This is a genomic window from Nostoc sp. NMS9 (genome assembly GCF_017114995.1).
In the GTDB taxonomy this organism is placed as follows: Bacteria; Cyanobacteriota; Cyanobacteriia; order Cyanobacteriales; family Nostocaceae; genus Nostoc.
On record NZ_JABXKL010000074.1, the window covers coordinates 122,721 to 144,317 of the forward strand.

Genomic DNA, 21,597 nt, shown 5'->3' on the forward strand with positions numbered 1-21,597 from the left:
AGGGTTTAGCAATATGGTTAGCACTCTTGTTAGTATTCCCGGATATCGCATTAGTGAAGAACTCTACAATGGTTCCAGAACCCTAGTTTATCGAGGGTATCGAGAGACTGACGAATTACCAGTAGTGATTAAACTGCTGAAAAATCCTTATCCGAGTTTGGGCGAACTCTTGTCGTTTCGCAATCAGTACACCATTACCAAAAACCTTAACTCACTTCTGATTGTCCAAACCTACAGCTTAGAACCCTACCAAAATGGTTATGCGTTAGTGATGGAAGACTTTGGGGGAATTTCTCTCAAGGATTGGGCAGTGAGGCTCAGGCGACAATCTCTACAAGAGTTTTTAGAAATAGCGATCGCACTCTGCAATACCTTAGATATACTCTACCGCGATCGCATTATTCATAAAGATATTAAACCTGCCAATATTTTAATTAATCCCGAAACCAAACAAATTAAATTAATTGATTTTAGTATTGCATCTTTACTACTACGGGAAACGCAGATACTAATCAACCCCAATGTATTAGAAGGCACACTCGCTTATATTTCTCCAGAACAAACAGGAAGAATGAATCGGGGGATTGACTACCGAACTGATTTTTATTCAGTCGGTGTGACATTCTACGAGTTACTCACCGGTGAGTTACCTTTTGCCTCAAACGAGCCAATGGAGTTGGTACATTCTCATATTGCAAAACAACCACCACTTTTAGGGAAAAGGGAAGAAATTCCGCAGGTGATTTCAGATATTGTGATGAAATTGATGGCAAAAAATGCCGAAGACCGCTATCAAAGTGCATTGGGACTGAAGTTTGATTTAGAAAATTGTTTACATCAACTACAAGTTTCTGGTGAAATTAAGAGTTTTGAAATTGCCCGAAGGGATGTGTGCGATCGCTTTACCATCCCCGAAAAACTCTACGGCAGAGAAACTGAAGTACAGACTTTACTGGATGCTTTCGATCGCGTCAGTCTTGGTAATACAGAAATAATGCTAGTGGCGGGTTTCTCAGGCATTGGAAAAACCGCCGTTGTCAACGAAGTACACAAGCCGATCGCCCGTCAGCGGGGTTATTTCATCAAAGGCAAATACGATCAATTTCAGCGCAACATTCCCTTTTCTGCTTTTGTCCAAGCCTTTCGAGATTTGATGGGGCAATTATTATCAGAAAGTGATGCCCAATTGCAAACATGGAAGACTAAAATTTTAGAGGCTGTTGGAGACAGCGGACAAGTTTTAATTGATGTGATTCCAGAACTCGAACGGATTATTGGCACTCAACAAAGAGCTACGGAACTATCGGGAAGTGCTGCCCAAAATCGTTTCAATCTGCTGATGCAGAAATTTGTGAAAATATTCACGAGTCAATCACATCCATTAGTGATGTTTCTAGATGACTTGCAGTGGTCAGATTCGGCTTCTCTGAACTTACTGCAATTATTGATGCAAGACAGCAAGTATTTATTAATATTGGGTGCGTATCGGGATAACGAAGTGTCACTCGCTCATCCCTTGATCTTAACAGTCGATGAGATAGTCAAAGCAGGGGGTGTAGTCAATACGATTACACTGCAACCGTTGAGTCTAGTCGATCTGAATCAGTTGGTTGCGGATACGCTAAATTGCGAATTATCCCTAGCTCAACCATTAACTGAATTGGTGTCCCAAAAAACCCAAGGAAATCCATTTTTTGCCACGCAGTTTCTCAAAGCATTGTATGAAGATGGACAGATTACCTTTGATTGGGAGATCCGACATTGGCAGTGCGATATTGCTGAAGTCAAAGCGTTAGCACTCACCGATGATGTGGTGGAGTTTATGGCTCTGCAATTGAAGAAATTGCCGCTCCCAACTCAGGAGGTTCTCAAATTAGCAGCCTGCATTGGGGCGCAGTTTGATTTGAATACATTGGCAATTGTTTCAGAAAAGTCCCTAGAAGCAGCCGCAACTGATTTGTGGAAAGCCTTGCAAGAAGGTTTGATTATTCCGAATACGGAAGTCTATAAGTTTTTTATTCAATCTGACAGTGCCTCGGTTTCTGATGCCGCAGCGAATCCAATTTATCGGTTTTTGCACGATCGCGTTCAACAAGCGGCTTATTCTCTGATTGCTGAAGATCGCAAGCAAGCAACCCATCTGTCAATGGGGCAACTATTGTTACGCGATGCTTCCATCAGCGATCGCGAAGAGCGATTATTTGAAATTGTCAATCATTTAAATATTGGCATTGCCCTAATTACACCACCCCAGGAGCGAGAAAATCTGGCACAGTTAAATCTAGCCGCAGGGCGCAAAGCGAAAACCGCCACCGCCTATAGTGTGGCAAGTGCCTATCTTGCAACGGGAATCGAGCTTTTACCCAAAGATGCTTGGGAGAGCCATTATTCCTTGACTCTGGCACTCCATGAAGGCATTGCCGAGACGAGCTATCTCAACACCGATTTTGAGCAGATGGAACGGTGGGTGAGCGTGGTGTTGCAACAGGCCAAAACCCTCCTAGACACGATCGAAGTTCAGCAAACTCGGATTTTGGGGGCGAAAGCCCAAGGGCAACTCCGAGAGGCGATTCAGATTGGGTTGTCGGTGTTAAACTCCTTGGGGATTGAATTTCCAGAACAACCCACCCAAGAAGATATTGGGCAAGCATTTGGTGTAACGCGATCGCTGTGGGCAGATAAAGCACCCAGCAGTTTGCTAGATTTACCCACCATGCGCGATCCCCAGCTTTTGGCGGCGATGGAAATCTTGACAACTTTGGTGCCTGCTGCCTATGCCGTAGATCCTAACTTAATGCCATTGCTGATTTTCAAGCAAGTTGAATTATCCATTCAATCGGGCAATTGTCCCATTTCCGTCTTTGCTTATAGTGAATATGGCTTAATCCTGTGTGGCATCATTGGCGATCTCGAAAACGGTTACGAGTTTGGAGAATTGGCATTAAGCCTTCGAGAAAGCCTCCAACTGGCATCATTAAAATGCCGAAACTGGTATGTGGTTCACGTCTTCATTAAACATTGGAAAATTCTCCTCTCTAAAGTGATTCCTGGGTTACAAGAAGCCTACCGCAGCGGACTAGAAACCGGAGATATTGAGACGGCTTGCCTAAGTGCGACATCATACAGTTATTATGCTTATTATGCGGGGCAGGAATTAGCAGAACTGGCTCGGACAATAGATACCTATCGTCAAGCTATTTATCAATACAAACACGCAGCTTCCCGCCATTATCAAGAGATTTATCAACAAACTGTACTTAATTTATTGGGGCAGGCTGAGGTTCCTTATCTCCTGACTGGAGAAATCTTTAACCAGGAAAAATCTCTCTGTGAACTGCAAGCAGGCAATCAACGATCCGCATTGTTCATGTGGCACATTAACCAAGCCGTTCTTTATTATCTTTTTGGACAAGAGCGGGAGGCGGCTCAAACCTCTGCTGAAACTGCCCAATACCTAGATGGTGGCGTGGGGCTGTTTATGATTCCCCTCTACTCCTTTTATGATGCGCTGATTCAATTAACCCAGTACCCAGCAGCATCCCCAGAAAAGCGTCAGGCAATTCTTTTCCAAGTGCAACAGCATCAGGACAAATTGCACAATTGGGCAACCTTCGCTCCTAGTAATCATCAGCATCGCTGGGAACTGGTAGCAGCCGAGCAATATCGCGTGCTAGGAAACAAAACCGATGCCATTGACGCATACGATCGCGCTATTAGCAGCGCCAAAGCTAACAACTTCATTCAAGATGAAGCCCTTGCCAATGAACTTGCTGCCAAGTTTTATCTCAACTGGGGTAAAGAAAAAGTTGCTGCTGGTTATATGCAAGAAGCCTACTATTGTTATGCCCAATGGGGTGCCAAAGCCAAAGTCGTCGATCTGGAAATTCGTTATCCTCAACTCCTCGCCCCCATCCTCCAACAAACCCGTTCTCCCCTCTCAACTAACGAAACTATCTTCACATGGGAGAGTGTCACCTCGACCAGTTCCGCCACTTCCAGCAGCACTGTTTCTGTGGCTTTAGATTTAGCTACCATTCTCAAAGCTTCCCAAATTATCTCAGGGGAAATTGAACTGGAAAAACTGGTTTCATCATTGCTTTCTCTCGTTATCGAAAATGCGGGGGCTAATAAATGCGTGTTAATGCTCGTGCGAGACGAACGCCTGCTGATTAAAGGGTCAATTACTGAGGGTTCGGAGCCAGTTGTGTTGCAGCGTCTTCCCATTGAGGACAGCCTGGACATTCCCTTAAGACTGATTTACAAAGTGAAGCACGAAAGGCAGACTGTTGTGCTGCTGGATGTGACGACCGATCGGACTTTAGCCAGCGATCCCTATATCATTCGTCAGCAGCCTCATAGTATCTTGTGCAGCCCGATTTTGCATCAAGGTAAGTTGCTGGGCATTTTATATCTGGAGAATAATTTAGCGACGGGGGCGTTCACGAGCGATGGCTCCGCCAACGCCAAGGGCGAACGCGTCGAACTACTGAATTTACTCTGCGCTCAAGCTGCCATTTCCCTAGAAAATGCCCAACTTTATGAGCGATCGCTCGAATATGCCCAACAGCTAGAAGCCGCTTTACAAGAACTCCAGCGCGCCCAATTACAAATGGTGCAAAGTGAGAAAATGTCTGCACTAGGCAATTTAGTTGCTGGTGTCGCTCACGAAATGAATAATCCCCTCGGTTTTATTGCTGCCAGTCTCAAACAAGCTAAACCTACGTTTACTGATATTGTTGAACATCTCGGACTATATCAAGAAAGTTTCCCCAACAAAAGTGAAGAAATCATTGACCATGCCGAAGAAATCGACTTAGATTATAGCTTAGAAGATTTGCCCAAGATGATTGATTCTATGTCTATGGCGTGCGATCGCCTAAAAAATATCAGTACTAGTCTCCGCACTTTCTCACGCGCTGACAAAGATTACAAAGTGCCATTTAACATCCATGAAGGCATTGATAGCACGATTTTAATTTTGAAACATCGTCTCAAAGCAAACGAACAACGTCCAGCAATCAAAGTTGTCACCAACTACGGTAATTTACCTCAAATTGAATGCTTCCCTGGTCAATTAAATCAGGTATTTATGAATCTTTTAGCGAATGCCATTGATGCGTTAGAAGAATCTAATCAGGGACGGACTTTTGAGGAAATTCAAGCTAATCCTAATTGCATTACAATTACAAACTCAGTCGGAAATAATCTGGTTAAAATTGGTATTGCTGATAATGGTAAGGGGATGAGTGAATCAGTCAAAGAGAAAATATTTGACCATTTATTTACTACCAAAGCTGTTGGGAAAGGGACGGGGTTGGGGTTGGCGATCGCTCGTCAAATTGTCGAATCAACCCACGGTGGAAAATTGAGTTTTAACTCGATTCTGGGTCAAGGTACAGAATTTACGATTGAAATTCCGGTATGAATACGGGACACTCCTTGTTTGCGCCGCGTCTCGTAGAGAAGGGATGGGATTAGCGCCGATTTTCTTTGACTCTAAATCTTCAAAATTTCAAGTCGTGGAGCGACGGGTTCGCTTTATATCTGGGAACACTATATCTTGAAGTCTTAAAGATTTAGCAGTATGGTTAGTACAAGAGTCAATATTCCTGGATACAAGGTTAGCGAAGAACTTTACAATGGTTCTAGAACCATCGTTTATCGAGGGTATCGAGAGACTGACTCATTACCTGTGGTGATTAAGTTGCTGAAAAATCCTTATCCGAGTTTCAGCGAACTCTTGTCGTTTCGTAATCAGTACACCATTGCCAAAAATCTTAACTCACCTCTGATCGTTCAAACCTACAGCCTGGAACCCTACCAAAATGGCTATGCGTTGGTAATGGAAGATTTTGGCGGGATTTCTCTCAAGGATTGGAGAGTAGGAAGTGGGGAGTGGGAAGTGGGCAAAAGCGTAGAATCTTTAATGGAGTTTTTAGAAATAGCGATCGCACTGTGCAATACCTTAGATATATTGTATCGTGATCGAATTATTCATAAAGATATCAAACCTGCCAACATTTTAATTAATCCAAAAACTAAACAAGTTAAATTAATTGACTTTAGTATTGCATCCCTACTACCACGCGAAACTCAAACACTGATGAATCCCAATGTCTTGGAAGGGACACTTGGTTATATTTCTCCTGAACAAACAGGAAGAATGAATCGGGGGATTGACTACCGGACTGATTTCTATTCTTTAGGTGTCACTTTTTACGAACTACTTACGAGTGAGCTACCGTTCGATTCAAACGACCCGATGGAGTTGGTACATTGTCATCTAGCAAAACTTCCACCATCCCTGCGGGAAGTTAAAAGTCAAAAGTCAAAAGGAGCCAGTGTGTTGGGGAGCCAGCGCGGTCTTCTCCCAAGGGGAGACGCCAAGGGCGATGGGGGTTTCCCCCATGAGCGACTGGCGTCCGGCTCTGCCGACTTGTTCGCGCAGCGTCTCCAACAGGAGAAGCAACTGGCTCTCAAAAGTGAAGAGATTCCGCAAGTGTTGTCAGATATCGTAATGAAATTGATGGCAAAAAATGCTGAAGACCGCTATCAGAGTGCATTAGGACTGAAATTTGATTTAGAAGCTTGTTTATCTCAACTCCAAGAAACTGGTGAAATTAAGCATTTCCCAATTGCTCAACGGGATCTGTGCGATCGCTTTATTATCCCTGATAAACTTTATGGACGAGAAACAGAAGTAGAAACTCTCCTGCAAGCATTTGAGCGCGTTAGTACAGGTGCGACAGAAATGATGCTGGTGGCTGGTTTTTCGGGTATTGGTAAAACCGTTGTAGTTAACGAAGTTCATAAACCAATCGTCAAAAAACGCGGTTATTTTATCAAAGGGAAATATGACCAATTTCAACGAAATATTCCCTTTAGTGCTTTTGTGCAAGCCTTCCGCGATTTAATGGGGCAATTATTAACCGAAAGTGATGCTCAAATCCAGCAATTTAAAACCAATATTTTAGCGGCTGTAGGTGATAATGGCCAGGTGATTATTGAAGTCATCCCCGAATTAGAAAGAATTATTGGTCAACAACCACCTGCTACAGAATTATCAGGAACTGCCGCCCAAAATCGGTTTAATTTATTATTTCAGAAATTTACCCAAGTTTTTACCAGTGAAAAACATCCATTAGTGATGTTTTTAGATGATTTGCAATGGGCAGATTCAGCATCGTTGATGTTAATCCAGTTATTAATGGCTGATACCAAACATCTTTTCTTAATTGGTGCTTATCGTGATAACGAAGTCAATTCAGCACATCCATTAATGTTGACTTTGAATGATATCCAAAAAACAGCAGCCACAATTAATACGATTACTTTAGCGCCTCTGAGTCAATTGCAAGTGAATCAATTAGTCGCTGAGACACTTAAATGTACAAAAGATTCGGCATTACCTGTTTCTCAATTGGTATTTCAGAAAACTCAAGGTAATCCGTTTTTTGCCATACAGTTTCTCAAAGCATTACACCAAGATGGATTAATTGAATTCACCCCCCCTTACCAGGGGGGGGCTACGGGGGGGTGGCAATGTGATATCACCCAAATAAATCAGCAAGCGGTTACAGATGATGTTGTTAAGTTCATGGTATTTCAATTACGAAGACTGCCTCAATCAACTCAAAATATATTGCAGTTAGCCGCTTGCATTGGCAATCAATTTGATTTAGCAACTTTGGCGATTGTTTGGGAGTCATCAGAAATTGAAACAGCTGCTAGTTTATGGAAAGCTTTACAAGAAGGGTTGATTTTACCAATTAGTGATGTTTATAAATTTTATCAGGGAGAAAATCACGATCGATTGGCGCTGTCAACTGGGAATACTAATAAACAATTAGCCAAATACAGATTTTTACATGACAGAGTACAACAAGCGGCTTCTTCTCTAATTCCTGATAACCAAAAACAAGCAACTCATCTCAAAATTGGTCAATTACTTCTACAAAACTCTTCTCAAATAGAAAAAGAAGAAAAACTGTTTGATATTGTTGGACATTTGAATTTAGGGCAAGAGTTGATTGCCCAATCAAACGAGCGAGAAGCCTTGGCTCGACTTAACTTAGCAGCAGGAGATAAAGCCAAAAATTCCACCGCATACACTGCGGCCAGAGTCTATTTACAGACGGGGATTGAGCTACTCACAGTGAATTGCTGGCAAGATCAATATGAATTGACCCTGAGTCTCTATGTTGCCGCCACTGAAGCCGCCTACTTAAATGCTGACTTTGATGGCATGGAACAGATCGCGGTACAGGTGTTGCAATCAGCCCAGACGATTTTAGACAAAGTTAAAATTTACGAAATTCAAATTGCTGCCCAGACAGCCCAAAGCAGACTATTAGAAGCGATCGCAGTTGGCAGAGATGCCTTAAAGCAATTGGAAGTTGAGCTACCCATTGAGCCAAACAATGCTGAGATTGGTAAAGCTTTACAAGTCCTTGCTAGTCAACTCACAGGCAAACGAATTGAGGAACTAGCTGACCTCCCAGTGATGACCGATCTCCAAGCACAGGCAGCCATGCAACTGTTAGGAATGTTGTTTGCACCCGTTTTTCAGGGAATACCGGGTTTATTGCCCCTAATTAGCTGCACAATGGTCAGCCTATCGCTTAAGTTTGGGAATACGCCTGCCTCCACGGTGGGATATGGGCTGCATGGAATGGTGCTGTGTGCATTTTTAGGAGAGGTTGAAGGGGGCTACGGCTTTGGGCAATTGGCATTGAATTTGCTAGATCGGTTTAATGCGCGGGAATTCAAATCCACAATTTCCATGTTGTTTGGTGGCTTTATTCAACATCACCAAGAAGCTCTCTCGGCAACGATACCGTTGCTGAAAGCTGGTTTTACCTCTGGTATGGAAACTGGCGATTTTTTACACGCTGGCTATAACGTATGTTGTTACAGCTATGCAGTCTTTTGGAGTGGCTCTGAACTTAGCAATTTGGAATTAGATATAGCAAGTTACAACGCCGCTTTAACTCAGGCGAAGCAACATTCTGCCCAAACTTATGTAAGTATTATGCGGCAGGCGGCACAGAATTTCAGGGAAACCCAAATTCAGCCCGATTGTTTGAGCGGCAGTATCTACGATGAAACGGTGATGATTCCCAAACATCGTCAGGCTAATGAACTCACGGTGATGGCTGAGTTGTATATCTACAAACTATTGCTTGCCTATTCTTTTGGTGATTACAAAGCTGCGATCGCTTACATTGAGGAAGGGGAAAAGTATTTACTTGCGGTATCAGGATTGATTTTTATTCCGATTTCCCATTTCTATGCAGCTCTGACATACCTAGCCCGATTTTCCACCCAGCCAGAAATTGAACTTTCCGTAATTCTCGCCCAGGTAGAAATCCATCAAACCACTCTGCACCAATGGGCGCAAAATGCTCCCACAAATCATCTGCATAAATGGCATTTAGTTGAGGCTGAAAAACAACGAGTGTTGGGTAATAAAGCAGAAGCACTTGAAAATTACGATCGCGCCATAACTCTAGCTAAAGCCAACGGCTACATCCAAGAAGAAGCACTTAGCAATGAACTAGTAGCCAAATTTTATCTCGATTGGGGTAAAGAAAGAGTTGCCCAAGCATATATGCAAGAAGCATACTACTGTTACGCTCGTTGGGGTGCAAAAGCCAAAATAGAAGACCTAGAAAAACGCTATCCCCAACTACTCCAATCCATTCTGCAACAGCAACGAATCAATTTCAATACTCTAGAAACTATTAGCTTTCGTGGCACCTCCTCATCTACTCGCACTTCTACCACTGGCAGCACTAGTATTTCCCAGACACTAGATTTTACCTCTGTCCTCAAAGCCGCTCAAGCTATCTCCAGTTCTCTGGAATTAGATCAACTGATTGCCAGCTTGACCCACATTATCCTAGAAAACTCTGGCGCCAAGAAAGCTGTACTAATTCTTCCCCAAGATGAGGACACTGCCGTGCGGGGGGAACCCTTATTGAAGAAAGTGTCTGGTGATAATTGGCAAGTTAGGGCAATTACCTTTATCAATCATGACCAAATACAAACCATTCTTGAGCCACAATCACTCGCTAATTGTCAAGAGATTCCCGCAAAAATTATCAATTACGTCAAAAATACTCAACAAACAGTTGTTATAGACAATTGCAAAACAGATATTATTGGGTTGATTGGGGAATATATGCACCGAATACAACCCCAGAGTGTATTATGTACCCCGATTCTTAATCAAGGGCGTTTAGTAGGGATTCTTTACCTAGAAAATCAACTGACTCAAGGGGTATTTACTAGCGATCGCCTTTCTCTTGTAAATTTCCTCTGCACTCAAGCCGCAATTTCTTTGGAAAATGCCCAGTTATATAATCATCTCCAGGAGCGAGAAAAGTTCCTCAGTAGTATTTACGAAGGTGTTGGTTGTCTGATCTGTGTGATTGATGTCCGGGATAATGGTAAGTTTGAGTACACAGGATGGAGTAAATCGTGCGAATTAGCAGTTGGTATATCTGCTTCCCAAGTGCTGGGTAAAACTCCCCAAGAATTACATGGTGATGAAGGTGCAGTGGTATCTCAAAATTATCTGCGTTGTTTCCAAAGTGGAATACCCATCACCTATGAAGAATGTCTAACATTTAATGACCAGAAAACTTGGTGGTTAACCACACTCAGTCCATTAAAAGATCAGACGGGCAAAGTTTATCGCATAGTTGCAACAACTATTAATATTAGCGATCGCAAACAAGCTGAATCAGCAGTGACAGAAAAATCTCAAGCACTCGGAACAGCTTTAGAAGATTTACAACAAGCTCAATTACAAATTGTTCAAAGTGAGAAAATGTCTGCACTGGGTAATTTAGTTGCTGGAGTTGCCCATGAAATGAATAATCCTTTGGGCTTTATTGCTGCGAGTCTTAAACAAGCTAAACCCACTATTGCTGATGTCGTGCAACACTTGAAACTTTATCAAGAAAGTTTACCTAATCCGGGTGCTGAAATTATTGACCATGCAGAAGAAATTGACTTAGATTATAGCTTAGAAGATTTACCCAAGGCAATAGATTCAATGGTGATGGCGTGCGATCGCCTCAAAAATATCAGCACTAGTTTAAGAACTTTCTCCCGTGCTGATAAAGATTACAAAGTGCCATTTAAAATTCATGAAGGGATTGAAAGTACAATTTTAATTCTCAAACATCGCCTCAAAGCCAATGAGCAACGTCCAGCAATTGAAGTAATAACCGATTATGGCACTTTGCCTCAAGTTGAATGTTTTCCTGGACAATTAAACCAGGTATTTATGAATATCCTAGCTAATGCCATTGATGCCTTGGATGAGTCGAATACTGGGCGGGATTTTGCAGAAATCCAAGAAAATCCTCACAAGATTACAATTCAAACCTCATTGAAAGATAATCAGGTGAAAATAACGATTGCTGATAATGCTAATGGCATGAATGAAGCAGTCAAGCAAAAGATATTTGACCACTTGTTTACGACGAAATCTGTGGGAAAAGGAACGGGTTTAGGATTAGCGATCGCCCGTCAAATTGTTGTGGAAAAACACGGAGGTTCAATACACTGCAACTCCTCCCCAGGAAAAGGTACAGAGTTTGTGATTGCAATTCCAGTGCGGCAATAAACAGTGCTGAGTAGACCAACTTTAGCTAAGAAGATTCTGTCACCCCACTTGCTCATGGGCACGTAGCCTTCACGCAGGAAAGGTGTCTTTTCTACGAGACGGATACTGTTGGCGGAAGCCGCAGAGAAGGCGGTTCAACAAATTAAGCTTTTGAGCAATTTTTGCGTAATACCATTTCACAAAATGTTTGATACAAATGATTTGTCTCTAACTCTTTCCCCCTGCTGCCATTTGGATCAATCTAAAAGTGAAATGGTATAAGTCCTGCCTGACTCAGGACTGTCTCAACCCTAGCTATTCGCAAACAGCACTAAGTAAAGTAAATCGGAGTTGAACATGTGTACTAACAAAATTAATGAAGAGATATCGCTTTTACGTCAGCAAAATGCCCAATTGCTGCAACAGCTAGGAGCTTTGCAAGACCTTTATTCAACTACGCTGTTAGCCGAACAGGAATTAGTTACTGATGAAGTTCCACAGGATTTACGACTGATAGAATTACAGTCGAAATTGCAAGATAATTCTGCCTTTGTGGAATCAGCAAAGAAAATTCGCGGACAGCATTACCAAGCGGCAGCAACTGCTTTGGCTGAGAGTGAAGCTAAGTATCGCCAACTCGTGGAAAATATCAGCGATCTGATTTTTTCCATGTCAGTGCAAGGTCTTTTTACTTATGTCTCACCACAGTATAAAAATGTTTTAGGATGGGAACCTTCAGACCTACTTGGTCAACCCTTTGCTCCCCTGCTTCATCCTGATGATTTCCCTCTAGCTCAGAGAAAAATCCAAGAAATGGTGGAAACCAAGGGGCAGCGGATCGCAATAGAATTTCGCCACCGACAAAAGGATGGAAATTGGTGCTGGATGAGGTCAGTAGCTTCGCCAATTTTCGACTCAGACGGTGAAATTATTGGTCTTCATGGCGCTATTAGCGATATCAGCAGTCGCAAACAAGCTGAAGAATTAATTAAAGCCTCGCAAGCAGAATTACTCGCCTTGTTCAATGCTATGCAGGATGTGATTCTTGTCTTGGATGCCGAAGGAAGATACCTCAAAATCGCTCCTAGTGGTGCGCCCTTACTCTACCAACCTCCTGCGGAATTGCTGGGCAGAAAAATACATGAGGTTTTACCCTCTGCTTGTGCCGACTATTTTCTTAACTCTATTCAACAAGCATTCTTAACTAAAAAAACTGTGAAGGTAGAATATAGCTTGCCTATAGGCGACCGAGAGGTTTGGTTTGAGGCGAATATTGCCAGCATGAGCGAAAACACTGTTGTTTGTGTCGCCAGGGATATTAATGAGCGCAAACAGATGGAAGACCAACTGCGACAACAAACAGAAAATTTAGCACAAACTCTTCAAGAACTCAGACAAACTCAAGCACAAATGATTCAAGCAGAAAAAATGTCCAGCCTGGGTCAACTTGTGGCTGGAGTTGCTCACGAAATCAATAACCCCGTTAATTTTATTCACGGTAATCTCAGCCATCTTGAAGAATATACTCAAGACCTGTTGCGAATAATTTACCATCAGCAGCAAGAGTCTGGTAATAAGTTGGAATTTCAGGCTTTGTGTGAGGAAATTGACCTAGAGTACATCCAGAAAGATGTACCAAGAATATTGAGTTCGATGAAAGTTGGCACTCAGCGCATCCGTCAGATTGTGCTGTCGTTACGAACCTTCTCACGCATAGATGAAGCCGAGTTTAAAGCAGTGGATATTCACGAAAGCATCGATAGTACCTTAATGGTATTGCAACATCGCTTCCAAGAAACAACAAAGCTTCCAGCCATTCAAGTCATCAAAGACTACGGCACATTACCTTTAGTGGAATGCTATGGCGGACAACTCAATCAGGTGTTTATGAATATATTAGCAAATGCCATTGATGCTTTAGAAGAATGGACAATCGAGAATGCACAATTAAGAATAGATAATTTAACATCTGGTTTGTTAACTCCCACAATCGCCATTCGTACCTCAGTGATCGATTCCGGTTGGGTAAAAATTGCGATCGCTGATAATGGAATAGGTATGTCAGAACAGATTCAAAAACAAGTTTTTAATCCGTTTTTCACCAACAAACCTGTAGGTAAGGGAACAGGTATGGGAATGTTTATCAGTTATCAAATCATCACAGAAACACATGGTGGCAAACTGGAATGTCATTCAACACCAGCAGCAGGAACAGAGTTTGTAATTACAATTCCAATTCAGCATTGACCGAACAAGGCAAAAACAGAAAATAAAGAATGGTTGTCAGCCTCTAAACTTATTTATCAGAATTATCTTTTTACTTTTTAACCACGAAGTTGTACTAGTACAGCACGGCGCAAATAAACATACCATTTCAAATGGTGCAAGAAGCTCGGAATACAATTATTTTGACTTTTGACTTCCGCCTTGCGGTACTGGTTTGCCACTGCTTTGTACGATCATTGACTATTGACTAATAGCTAAACAATCAGTTTCTGCCCACCAGGCGTAAATAGGTGTGTCGCGGTCTGGTAAAATGCCAAAAGTATTAGGTTGCAACACATTAATGCTAACGCCATTTGTTAATTCCACAACATAATTAATATGTGTGCCCAAATACATAACGTTGACAAGCCGTCCTTCAAAGCAGTTAGCTGGCAAATTAGGTGGATAAAGCGAAAGCTGTATTTTTTCTGGACGCACACTCACTACTACAGCTTGTGATAATTCAGTTGGTGTATCTTCAGCGCGGCTAATAACAATTGAGAGTCCTATTTTTGTTGAAATTTTAATATTAGAGGAGTCTACCGCGACGATTTCACCACTGAATAAATTAGTATCACCAATAAAATCAGCAACAAAGGATGTACAGGGACGTTCGTAAATTTGGCTGGGAGTGCCAACTTGTTCAATTTTGCCTTGATTCATCACGGCAATGCGATCGCTCAAAGACAATGCTTCTTCTTGGTCATGTGTCACCATCACAAAGGTTAACCCCAAGTCTTTGTGTAAATTTGATAACTCAACCTGCATTTCCTTACGTAGTTTTAAATCTAACGCCCCTAAAGGTTCATCCAGTAGGACGACAGTGGGATGGTTGACTAAAGCCCTTGCTAAAGCGACTCGCTGCTGTTGACCACCAGAAAGTTGATTGGGAAAGCGCGATCGCAAACTTTCCATTTTCACGAGTTTTAAAGCCTCTTGGACTCTAGCTTCAATTTTCGATTTGGGTATTTTTTTTAACCGCAGTCCAAAAGCGATGTTATTCCAGACATTCAGGTGGTTAAATAGAGCGTAACTTTGAAATACAGTATTGACGGGTCGGCGGTAAGGGGGCACATTAGTCATGGACTGACCCTGAATAAACACCTTGCCAGCGTCAGCAATTTCAAACCCAGCAATTAAGCGCAATGTTGTTGTTTTACCACAACCGGAGGGGCCTAAAATACTAAAAAATTCTCCTTGTCTGACATCCAAGTCAATTCCATTTACTGCTGGTTCTTGGTTAAAAAACTTGAAGACGTTACGCAGTTCAACATCAAGTGGCTGAAAACTTGTTATCCCCCTCTGATTTTGCATGACAATTTGAGCCATAATCCTCAGTAGAATGCCGTGATATTACGTTATTTTGTCAATTGCTCTAGTCTTTTGGGCAGACTATATTTGACACTTTGGTTTATTGTATCCGCCAAAAACAATTGTTCAAGAATATACTCGCCCGATTCTTTCATACCCAGTAACGAGAATAACATTATGGTAAATTTATATACCCATCTTACTACTTAGAGATTCTGCGATTAAGTTAACAAACCTTAAAATTGCATATTAGCAATTGCTAAAAGCCTGGCTGGAATTGCGTTTATTCATTTTGAATTTTGAATTGATACTTATGTCTTTATTCCCATCACTTGGCAGCAAAAAAGATACACGTACAGTTGGACGTGGTTTCCAATCAATATTTTTAATCGTATTTACCCTATTAATGACCACTGGGATTGAGGCTCGTTTGGCTTACTTGCAAATAGTTGAAGGGCCAAAACTCCGGGAACGAGCTGAAGCAAACCGAATTCGGATGATTCCCAAACAACCAGAACGGGGCAATATTTTTGACCGGAATGGCAAACTTTTAGCCAGCACTCGCTATCCTAGCTCAGTATATTTGTGGCCAATGGCACATACTAAGCCTTCCTGGTCTGTAGTCGGCCCGCGTCTAGCGCAAATTCTCAACATTCCCCAAGATGAGATGGAAAAGAAATTAGAACAAGCAGGTGCTAATTCTTCTTCACTCATCCGGGTTGCTCGCGATTTAAATGAAGCAGAAATCACGGCATTAAAGGAGTATAAAAATGAACTTCCAGAAGTGGAAATCAATACAGATTCTGTACGTTATTATCCCCACGGCAAGGAATTAGCGCACGTACTAGGTTATACACGAGAGTTGACCGCCGACCAGTTGAAGGGCAAGAAGGAGCAAGGCTACCGACTGGGAGATGTAATCGGTCAGATGGGCGTGGAAAAAGCTTATGAGAAAGCTCTACGGGGCGAATGGGGCGGTCAGCAAGTGGAAGTGGATGGTGCAGGTAGACCAATCCGGGTTATAGGAGAGAAACAGGCAAAAGCTGGTAATGATTTGCACCTAACCATAGATTTGGATGTGCAAAAGGCAGCCGAAAAAGCTTTGGGAAATCACCGAGGTGCGATCGCAGCACTCGATCCAAATAATGGTGCTGTTTTCGCGTTGGTATCTTACCCCACCTTTGACCCGAATATCTTCTCTAAACAAAAACTCTCCCAGAAAGATTGGGAAAGTGTCCAAGGTAAAGATCATCCCTTGGTTAATCGTGCCCTGAGTGCCTTTCCACCCGCCAGTACTTTTAAAATTGTCACCACGACAGCCGGACTGGAATCAGGTGAATTTTCTCCTGATACAATATTACAGACCTTTGGTTCTCTTACCGTAGGTGGCGTGACATTTGGTGAGTGGAACCACGCTGGATTCGGGCCATTGGGATTTCCCAGAGCGATCGCTATGAGTAGTGATACTTTCTTCTATCAAGTTGGTAGAAAAGTCGGCGGCCCAACTTTAATTAAATGGAGTCGCAAATACGGGTTTGGTCAAAGAACTGGTATTGAATTTCGTGATGAAGAATCAGTAGGCTTGGTTCCAGATGAAACATGGAAGCAAAAAACTTGGAAAATACCTTGGACTGTTGGCGACACCATTAATATGTCAATTGGTCAAGGCGCTTTGCAAGTGACACCTCTGCAATCGGCGATTATGTTTTCTGTCCCTGCTAATGGTGGGTATCGAGTTCAGCCGCATTTGCTTAAAGATAACGAAGAAGCAAAAAGTTGGCGAGAATCCTTAAATATGAAGCCGACAACTATCAAAGTTCTCCGCGACGGACTGCGGAAGGTGGTAAGTGAAGGCACTGGTAAGCGCTTGGACGTGCCGACAATTGCCCCAGCGTCTGGGAAGAGTGGCACAGCTGAAGCTGGTGTTGGTCGCCCAAATCATACTTGGTTTGGTGCTTATGCGCCCAGTAATAAGCCAGAAATTGTGGTTGTGGCCTTTGGTGAAAATACTGGCGAACATGGCGGTACTATTTGCGGGCCGATGGTTTTACAAGTACTAGAAGCTTATTTTCAGCATAAGTATCCAGGTAAGTATAAAAAACCTCAGCCTGACCCATCAGAAGCTAAAACTCAGAGTTCAGGACATGGTACTGGAGACTAGTGGTCTGTCCCATGAGTTACAAGGGGTGAATAAGTTCGTAGTAAGGACTTTAGTCCTGGATTTTTAAGCACGCTTTGTGCTTACTACAAACTGATCGTATTTAATGAGACAGGTCAATTATGATTGACGACTATATTCGAGCCGCAATGACTCAAAACCAGATTCCTGGACTTTCTGTTGCAGTGGTGCAGGAAGGTGAACCCGTTTTAGTTAAAGGCTATGGACTGGCGAATATTGAACACTCTGTTCCAGCTACTGAACATACAGTTTATGAAATTGCATCTGTTGGTAAAACTTTCACAGCTACAGCCATAATGATGCTGGTGGAACAAGGGATAATTTCGTTAGAAGATGCGATCGCAGACTATCTCGATCATCTACCCATAACATGGCAAAATGTCACAATTGGGCATATTTTGTCTCATCAGTCTGGAATTCCCAGCTATACCGATGCCCCAAACTACTGGGAAATTACCCATCTTAATTTATCGAAATCTGAAATTTTGGCTCTAGTTACTCACCTACCCCTCAAGTTCCAATCGGGTGAGTTTAGCGCCTATGACAACACAGGCTACTATCTACTGGGTTTGATCCTAGAAAAGGTAACTGGACAATCTTATGGAGATTTGTTGCAAGAGCGCATTTTTGCTCCTTTGGGAATGAATGCAACCGTGATGAATAATCCCAGTGACATAGTGCCACGCCGGTCTGCTGGCTATCGGTTGACAAACAGCAAACTCGTTAACAAACCTTACTACAGTCCTTCTGTTACCTATTCTGCTGGAGGTCAACTTTCCAGTGTGGAAGATATGGTGAAGTGGGAACAGGCGCTTTGTGGTGCAAATCTGTTAAAACAATCAACCCTTGATTTGATGTGGACTCCTCATTTTCCAAATCAGGGCGATGATTGGGAAAAGTTAAGATACGTTGCAGGATTAGGTTGGTGGGTATTGAATTATGGCGATCGCCAAGTAGTTGGTCATAATGGTTCGATATTAGGATTTGCAAGTAACATTACCCGCTTTATTGATGACAAAATTACCGTGATTTTACTTTGCAATCTAGATAAAATTTCTCGACCAGATGCGATCGCTAAGAAAATTGCTGAATACTACTGTCCAGCCCTTACAGAACTAGTGCTTCAGCCACCACTAGGGGAGAAAAAGTAGGGAGAGAGGGGTAAAACCAATTACTCCTGACTCCTGTCTGTTGTCTTTTATCGTGATATCTTAGCGGGTTTCAAGTTTCTGGCTTTGTAAAACATTTCCAAGCTATTGCGATCGCCTACAAAACGCCAGTGCCACGGCTCATAACTCACACCTTGAGCATTATCTTTGGGAAAAGACATTTCAAAGCCAAAACGCGCTGCATTTGCTTGCAGCCACCGATAAGCTTTGGTATTATCAAAGTTAGTTTGGAGATTAGTTGCTGGTACTGCTCCGTCTCCAACATCCACAGCATAACCTGTGTGATGTTCGCTATGACCAGGAGGAGCGCTGAGGGCGGCTCGTTCTGCTGGCGTTTGATTTCGCTGGGCACCGACAGCAAAAAACAACTGCTCTTGGTCTTTGACTGAGCGAAAGCCAGAAATTGGTACTAAAATTACACCTGCACTCCGGGCTGCTGCTACCATCTCCTCAAACTTTTGGGCAGCAGCTTTTCGCATTCTAATGCCCCTATTTGCGGAGATGGTTACTAGTTCTGATTCAGGGGCTTCTGGGTATGGAAAATGCCCTAACACAGTATCGCTGGAATTATTAGATGCTGTCGGATTTGGAGTTGTAGGAGTAGAAGTAGCTGGTAAAAGTTGAGAATCGGCGGTTTTTTTGGGTGCAGTGACGAAAAACAAAAAACCGCTAACTAAAGCCAGCAGAACAAATCCCATTACTCCCCCAATCAGCACAATTCGGGTTTGCAACCAAATTTTAGGTGTTGCATCAGGGGTATCGCGTACAGCCACTGGAATATCATCACCAAGATCATTCGATGAGTTTTGCGGTTTTCCAGAAAACCCTGCCTTATTCAAGGGTAAACTCCTGTTTTTGTGGAATAGCCATAACAGATTTTGCACTGGACAAAAGTAAACGTAACAGGTAGCATTTTACATCTGTGGTTCTTAGGCGCAATCTTGACAAACCTTTTAGAACTATACGTCAAGCTGGGAGGATTAGTCCTGGTAGGTTTTATTCTGGGACGCAAACTACCTGTGACAGTTCCTACACGTTTGGGACTGTTTCTTTTTTGGGTGGGAGTACCCATAAGCATAGTATCGTTTTTGCGTCAATCTAGTTTATCAGGACAAATTTGGATTGCACCTGCGATTGCTTACCTAGCTATTTTACTAGGAGCATTTTTAGCTTGGTTAGGGATTAAAGCACAAGCCTATTTTAGAAATACTGTCCCCCAAGCACCAACTCAGGCTAGCTTGATATTAGCCGCAATGTTGGGTAATACAGGTTATTTTGGCTTTCCCATCACCTTAGCAATGCTAGGCAAGGAATACTTTGCTTGGGCGTTATTTTACGATTTGCTAGGTTCATTCCCAGGAACTTATGCCCTGGGTGTGTTGCTAGCAGCTAGTTTTGGTGGCGGTGTCCAGAATCATTGGCAGATTACTAGGGCGATTTTAATTAATCCTGCCCTGTGGGGTTTCGGATTTGGCTTGCTGTTTCGGCAGGTGACAATTCCCACAATCGCAGAATTTTACCTGGAGAAATTTGCTTGGAGTAGTGTAGCTTTATCTTTGGTGTTAATTGGAATGCGACTGGCGCTGCTCAAATCTTGGGGTAGCCTACCACAAGCAGGGATGAGCTTGGGAATCAAAATGCTGCTAGTTCCCTTGATATTGGGCAGCATCTTACCACTGTTTGGATTAACTGGGCCGATAGCAAAGATAATCGTGCTACAAATGGCCATGCCTCCAGCTTTCGCCACACTGGTAATTGCTGAGACATTCAATCTCGATCGCGATCTGGCAGTAACTGCCTTAGCTGCTGGAGCTATAGTATTGCTGGTTACTCTCCCTATTTGGCTGTGGCTATTTTAGAACAATGCCATCATTGGTAAAATATATCTGGAACAGGAGTATGGTCATCGACATAGGCTGCTGTCAATTTGAAGGCGATTCTTTCACCCAGAACGTTAATAATTAGGTGTAATTTGAAACCAAAATACCAGCCGACAGAACCTTGTTCATGTATTTTTGTAAACAAATGACAGGTTTTGCGTAAAACTCGTGCGCTTCAAAAGATAAAGATGCTTCTTCCTGCTTTAGTTACTAGAAGTCAAGAAAAATATTAATACTTGGGAAAGCAGTAATTTTTATGTATTTACTAGAACACCGATTCCGTATTCAGAATCATGACGAAAACACTAGGTTTCGCTGGGTTGCAACAAGGAAAATTTGGTTGTAAAAGAGGTTAAAACAGGGTTTATCAGTCTTGTGTTTTATTAATGAATCGGTGTTCTAGGGGGTTAGGTTTTTCGTGGCTTTTCCACGTTCATGATGGCTATGCATCCTGTACTGGATGCTGCCCATAATATGGTAAAGCCTCTGACCAATTAGGAAATTTGCCCTCTTGCCAATCGAGATTAGCTAGTTCCAAAATACTTGTCACTGTCACTGCTAGATCAGATTGAGCTTGAATCAGCTGATAATTAGTGTTCCAATTCGCTAAAGTTTGCTGCCATACTTCTGGTGTCAACACTCTATCTGACAAACACACTTTTAGTTTAGAAGTATCTGGCTCAAACTGATAAATAGCAGCGAAAATTTGACCTCGTTGTGCTGGCATTTCCACAGCACAAGTTTTTAAATTTTGACTTTTGCCTACTTCTGACCAAGCTACCGCAGCCAAAGTTGAAATCGCAAATACAGGAATATCTAACTGTTGCCCTAAAGTACGAGCAGTAACAACACCAATCCGAGTTCCCGTAAAGCCGCCAGGACCTCTTGCAACTGCGATAAAGGACAAATCTGCCCAAGTTTGCGGTTTGAGAAATTCAATTAAATATTGATGCACTAAGCTAGATAAATCACGCCCCAAATTCCAAACTTGAGAGCGAGTTTCGCCTGTAAAATTACTAATTACCAAACCCAATTCGGGAGTTGTAGTGTGTAGTGCTAAGGCATATTTATTTATTACAAGGTGTTCTTGTTCCGTTGTCAAAGTTACTTAAAATATCTATTTTTATAGAGTTAATGTGACTTATTCCAGCATATAACATAGTGCTCCTTAATTGA

The 21,597-nt window shown here is 42.4% G+C and carries 9 protein-coding genes and 1 pseudogene; 6 read left to right on the forward strand and 4 right to left on the reverse strand.

Annotated features, from left to right (window positions below):
* The first annotated feature begins 13 nt into the window (after positions 1 to 13).
* From HWQ40_RS22915 to HWQ40_RS22925, 3 genes are all read left to right on the forward strand, one after another.
* Positions 14 to 5,425, forward strand: a complete 5,412-nt coding sequence (locus tag HWQ40_RS22915) for an ATP-binding sensor histidine kinase (protein ID WP_292782212.1) — start codon at positions 14 to 16, stop codon at positions 5,423 to 5,425.
* 159 nt (positions 5,426 to 5,584) lie between these two features.
* Positions 5,585 to 11,638 (forward strand): AAA family ATPase, encoded by a 6,054-nt coding sequence (locus HWQ40_RS22920; protein WP_292782213.1) that lies wholly within the window; start codon positions 5,585 to 5,587, stop codon positions 11,636 to 11,638.
* Between the two features lie 336 nt (positions 11,639 to 11,974).
* A complete protein-coding gene (locus HWQ40_RS22925; protein ID WP_292782215.1) occupies positions 11,975 to 13,864 on the forward strand; it encodes a PAS domain S-box protein in 1,890 nt (629 codons plus the stop codon).
* A 219-nt stretch (positions 13,865 to 14,083) separates the two neighbouring features.
* Here the strand turns inward: HWQ40_RS22925 and HWQ40_RS22930 are convergent, their stop codons facing one another.
* Positions 14,084 to 15,211 (reverse strand): ABC transporter ATP-binding protein, encoded by a 1,128-nt coding sequence (locus HWQ40_RS22930; protein ID WP_292782217.1) that lies wholly within the window; start codon positions 15,209 to 15,211, stop codon positions 14,084 to 14,086.
* A gap of 295 nt (positions 15,212 to 15,506) precedes the next feature.
* On the opposite strand from HWQ40_RS22930, the gene mrdA reads away from it, so the two are divergent.
* Positions 15,507 to 17,354: a penicillin-binding protein 2 gene (gene mrdA / locus HWQ40_RS22935; RefSeq protein WP_292782219.1), complete on the forward strand. Its 1,848-nt coding sequence runs from the start codon at positions 15,507 to 15,509 to the stop codon at positions 17,352 to 17,354.
* Positions 17,355 to 17,473: 119 nt separating this feature from the next.
* On the forward strand, positions 17,474 to 18,523 hold the full coding sequence (locus HWQ40_RS22940) for a serine hydrolase (protein WP_292782221.1): 1,050 nt from the start codon (positions 17,474 to 17,476) through the stop codon (positions 18,521 to 18,523).
* A gap of 47 nt (positions 18,524 to 18,570) precedes the next feature.
* Here the strand turns inward: HWQ40_RS22940 and HWQ40_RS22945 are convergent, their stop codons facing one another.
* Positions 18,571 to 19,380: a M15 family metallopeptidase gene (locus HWQ40_RS22945; RefSeq protein ID WP_292782224.1), complete on the reverse strand. Its 810-nt coding sequence runs from the start codon at positions 19,378 to 19,380 to the stop codon at positions 18,571 to 18,573.
* A 102-nt stretch (positions 19,381 to 19,482) separates the two neighbouring features.
* On the opposite strand from HWQ40_RS22945, the gene HWQ40_RS22950 reads away from it, so the two are divergent.
* Positions 19,483 to 20,400: an AEC family transporter gene (locus HWQ40_RS22950; protein WP_292782227.1), complete on the forward strand. Its 918-nt coding sequence runs from the start codon at positions 19,483 to 19,485 to the stop codon at positions 20,398 to 20,400.
* 22 nt (positions 20,401 to 20,422) lie between these two features.
* Here the strand turns inward: HWQ40_RS22950 and HWQ40_RS22955 are convergent.
* Both HWQ40_RS22955 and tsaB read right to left on the reverse strand, forming a co-directional pair.
* Positions 20,423 to 20,545: pseudogene (locus HWQ40_RS22955) on the reverse strand (transposase); the annotation flags it as partial.
* Positions 20,546 to 20,863: 318 nt separating this feature from the next.
* Positions 20,864 to 21,523, reverse strand: coding sequence for a tRNA (adenosine(37)-N6)-threonylcarbamoyltransferase complex dimerization subunit type 1 TsaB (gene tsaB / locus HWQ40_RS22960; RefSeq protein ID WP_292782229.1), 660 nt, complete (start codon positions 21,521 to 21,523; stop codon positions 20,864 to 20,866).
* Positions 21,524 to 21,597: the final 74 nt, after the last annotated feature.